The organism is Streptomyces sp. NPDC051104, assembly GCF_040682835.1.
GTDB classification, from domain to species: domain Bacteria; phylum Actinomycetota; class Actinomycetes; order Streptomycetales; family Streptomycetaceae; genus Streptomyces; species Streptomyces cynarae.
In genome coordinates this window covers 1-1777 of sequence record NZ_JBFBBS010000127.1, presented here as the reverse complement: position 1 = coordinate 1777, position 1777 = coordinate 1, and the positions used below count along the sequence as shown (strand labels likewise).

2 protein-coding genes are annotated in these 1777 nt (G+C 36.7%); both read left to right on the top strand.

The genetic code is table 11. The features are described 5' to 3' along the window. Positions 1-541: phage terminase large subunit (gene terL, locus AB0N14_RS40005; protein WP_366030593.1), on the top strand; the 541-nt coding region annotated here is incomplete at its 5' end. Then, positions 542-1777, top strand: a 1236-nt coding sequence (locus tag AB0N14_RS40000) for a phage portal protein (protein ID WP_366030592.1), incomplete at its 3' end; no start/stop codon positions are given. It lies immediately after the preceding gene.

Below are 1777 nucleotides of genomic sequence, written 5' to 3'. Positions count from 1 at the left end.
TGAGTTCCAAACCTACAACGCTCGCTCAGAGTACAAAAAGATTTGGAATTATTGCGATACTGCAGACACTGGGAAAGACTATCTCTGTTCGATTGTATGGGGCGAAACCTCAGACGGCTTTGCGGATGTACTGGATATCATTTACACTCAAAAACCGATGGAATACACAGAAAACGCAGTGGCCAATCAATTAATTAATAACAGAGTAAATGCATCAAGAATCGAGCGTAACAATGGCGGTCGGTCTTTTGCTCGTTCTGTCAGGGATAAGATTCAAGGCAAAGTGGCTTGTGCTGTAGAAGATTTCTTCCAAGGAAATAATAAAGAAGCCCGAATTTATTCCAATAGTTATTGGATAGAACAGCACGTTCGCTTTCCTAATGACTGGCGGACTCGTTTCCCAGAATACTATCAAGCAATGACGACTTATCAACGTGAAGGTAAAAATAAACACGATGATGCGCCAGATGCAACAACGGGAATTGCTGAGACAATGACAACTCGTAAAGCAAAACTAAAATCTTTCAAAGGAGGATTCTAATTGAAATACAAACCACCTAAATTAATGACATTTTCAAAAGATGAACCAATCACAGTTGAAGTGGTTAACAAGTTCATGGAAAAACATAAATTAGAAGTTGCTCGGTATGAGTACTTAAAAAATATGTATCGTGGGATCATGTCGATTGATGATGAGCCAACAAAAGACCCTTGGAAACCAGATAATCGTTTAACTGTTAACTTCACTAAATATATCGTTGATACTTTCACAGGTTACTTCAATGGGATTCCAGTTAAAAAGTCTCATTCAGATAAAGAAATACTTTCTAAACTACAAGAATTTGATAACCTGAATGACATGGAAGATGAAGAGTCAGAGCTTGCAAAGATGGCTTGTATTTATGGTCGAGCATTTGAACTCTTGTATCAAGACGAAGAGACACAAACTAATGTTGTTTATAATAGTCCAGAAAATATGTTTATGGTCTATGACGATACAGTCAAACAAGAGCCTTTATTTGCCGTGAGATATGGTGTTGACGAGGACAAAAAACTTCATGGAGAAGTTTATACTCTACTTGAAACTATTAAAATCAGCGGAGAAAATGATGAGATTAGTTTTGGAGAAAAGACTTACAACCCATATCCAGATTTGCCAGTTGTAGAGTTCTATTTCAACGAAGAACGGATGAGTATCTTTGAATCTGTTATTTCATTAGTCAACGCTTTTAACAAAGCAATTAGTGAAAAAGCAAATGATGTTGATTATTTCAGCGATCAGTACTTGGCATTCTTAGGTGCTGCAGTTGAAGAAGAGGACTTGAAAAACATTCGTAGTAACCGTGTTATTAATTATTATGGCGAGAGTTCCGAAGCGAAAAATGTAGATGTTAAATTCTTAGAAAAGCCGGATAGTGATTCTCAAACGGAAAATCTATTGGACAGACTGACTAAATTAATCTTCCAAACAACAATGGTTGCGAATATCTCTGATGAATCTTTCGGGTCATCAAGTGGTGTCTCGTTAGCTTACAAGCTTCAAGCAATGAGTAACCTAGCTTTGTCATTTCAACGTAAGTTCCAATCTTCTTTGAATAGTCGATACAAACTATATTGTGAGTTAAGTACGAACGTTTCAAACAAAGATGCTTGGAAAGATATTGAGTACACCTTTACACGTAATGAGCCTAAAGATATTAAAGAGCAAGCCGAGACTGCTAATATTCTTATGGGAATTACAAGCCAAGAGACTGCTTTGAGTGTCATTTCTGTTATT